The 1,878-nt window shown below is 70.4% G+C and carries 2 protein-coding genes; one reads left to right on the top strand and one right to left on the bottom strand.

Annotation, left to right across the window (positions count from 1 at the left end):
* Positions 1–96: 96 nt before the first annotated feature.
* Positions 97–924: a DUF2182 domain-containing protein gene (locus AB0J04_RS45970; RefSeq protein WP_363174704.1), complete on the bottom strand. Its 828-nt coding sequence runs from the start codon at positions 922–924 to the stop codon at positions 97–99.
* Positions 925–1,133: 209 nt separating this feature from the next.
* Between AB0J04_RS45970 and AB0J04_RS45965 the strand changes: the two genes are divergently transcribed.
* Complete coding sequence (locus AB0J04_RS45965; protein WP_363174703.1) at positions 1,134–1,790, top strand: DUF1326 domain-containing protein; 657 nt, start codon at positions 1,134–1,136, stop codon at positions 1,788–1,790.
* Positions 1,791–1,878: the final 88 nt, after the last annotated feature.

Raw genomic sequence — 1,878 nt, 5'->3', positions numbered from 1 at the left:
CGTGGCGTTCAACTCCACCTCCTCGATCTCCTCGACACCGACATCGGACAGACCCGCTGGCCACAGACCTGAAACGGTGACCCGCGAAGTCCGGGCCTAGGGGCGGAGCATCTCCTTCATGGGCGACTGCGGCGGGATCAGGCCCGGCAGCAGCCAGGGCTGGAAGAGGCTCAGTACCGCGAGTACGAGGAAGGCGGCGCCGACGACTTGCGAGAAGACGGGGCCCAGCCGCCAGAGCTTCTCCACGAAGATCACCACGGCCACCGCGGCCATCGCCAGGACGTTCATGACGCCCAGCGGGACAAGCACGACCATCAGCCCCCAGCAGCAGCCCACGCAGTACGCCCCGTGGTGCGCCCCGACCCGCAGATCGCGGGCCCGGGGCCGGAAGCCCGCGTAACGCACGAGCTGGCCCATCGGGCTCCGGCAGTGCCGCAGGCAGAGGTCCTTCCACGGGCCGAACTGGTACAGCCCGGCGACCAGGAAGGCCCCGGCGCCGATCCAGCGCCCGGCGCCCGGGTGCTCGTCCACCAGGGCCCCGGTGCCGGCGAGGAGCCCGTAGGCGATCAGGCCGAAGGCCGTCCAGGCCAGGAGGTACCCGCCGACGAACTGGGCGGTACGAGCCACCCGCACGGCTCCCGTGGGCGACCGGCGCCCGATAGCCCGCGCCCAGGTGAGGGCCACCGGGCCCACCGACGGGAACATCATGGCGATCATCATGACCAGCCACAGCAGCAGGAACAGCGGGACGCCCATACCCATGGTTCCCGGCTCGACCCCCATGTCACGGGCCTGGTCGACCACCAGCACCCAGGCGAGGAGGGCGATCGACGCCATCATGGACCAGGCGAACGCAAGCTGCCGGGCCGACAGCAGATTCGCCGGACGCAGAGGGGGTGCCAGGGCCTTCCTGTCGAGGCGCACACCTCCAGCACATCACGGCGGACCTGCGCGTGCGCGCGGGAGCGCGTGCAGGCGGAAGACGCCTCCTCCGGGTGACCCCTGCGGTGGGACAATAGAGGTGGATACCCGTACGGCTTGGGCGTGGGCCGGCGATGGTTCCCGAGGGCTCTGCCGGGCTCTGCCGTCCTCCCGAGACCGACGTCCCGGCACGGTCACGAGGAGGCAGAGAGATGTCCGAGACGACGACGGCGACCGTTCCCCGGTGGCACGCGGCGGGCGACTGGTTCGACACCTGCAAGTGCAACGTGCCCTGCCCTTGCTCGTTCGCACAGCTTCCCACCCACGGCGATTGCGACGGCATCCTGGCCTGGCACATCCGCGAGGGCCGTTACGGTGACGTACGGCTGGACGGCCTGAACGTGCTGATGCTGGGCTCGTTCGTCGGCAACGTCTGGGCCGAGCACACGGACACGTACGCCGCGGTCTTCGTCGACGAGCGCGCCGACGACCCCCAGCGCGAGGCGCTTCAGATGATCTTCGGTGGGCAGGCGGGCAGTTGGCCCGCCGAGATGGTGAGCATGATGGGCGCCGAAATGCGCGGCATGGAGTTCGCCCCCATCGAGATCGAGGTCGCCGACGACCTCGCGAGCTGGCGGGCCGTGGTACCGGGCCGGATCGAGGCGAGCGCGGTCGCGCTCACTGGACCCACGACCCCCGAGGGTGCGCGCGTCCAGTCGACCAACCTGCCGGGTGCGGAGACCGGTCCGGGCCAGGTCGCGACCTGGGGCCGCTCGACGGTGGACCGCGCCGATGCCCACGGCTTCCTTTGGAGCCGCGAAGGCAGGTCCAGCAAGCACATCACCTTCGACTGGACCGGGCCCGACTAGTGCCGCGGCAGGCAACGTTTGCCCGTCAAGGAGCGGCGTCCGGTGCGTGCTCTCGGTGTGCCGGCCGGAAGTCCTCGTACTGGACGTA

Origin of the sequence: Streptomyces sp. NPDC050263 (assembly GCF_040655955.1) — a bacterium.
Lineage (GTDB): Bacteria > Actinomycetota > Actinomycetes > Streptomycetales > Streptomycetaceae > Streptomyces.
This window is presented reverse-complemented; position numbering and strand designations above follow the sequence as displayed.

Excerpts from the sequence above, each read along its gene's own strand:
- AB0J04_RS45965 (WP_363174703.1), top strand. The coding sequence starts at position 1,134 with ATGTCCGAGACGACGACGGCGACCGTTCCCCGGTGGCACGCGGCGGGC.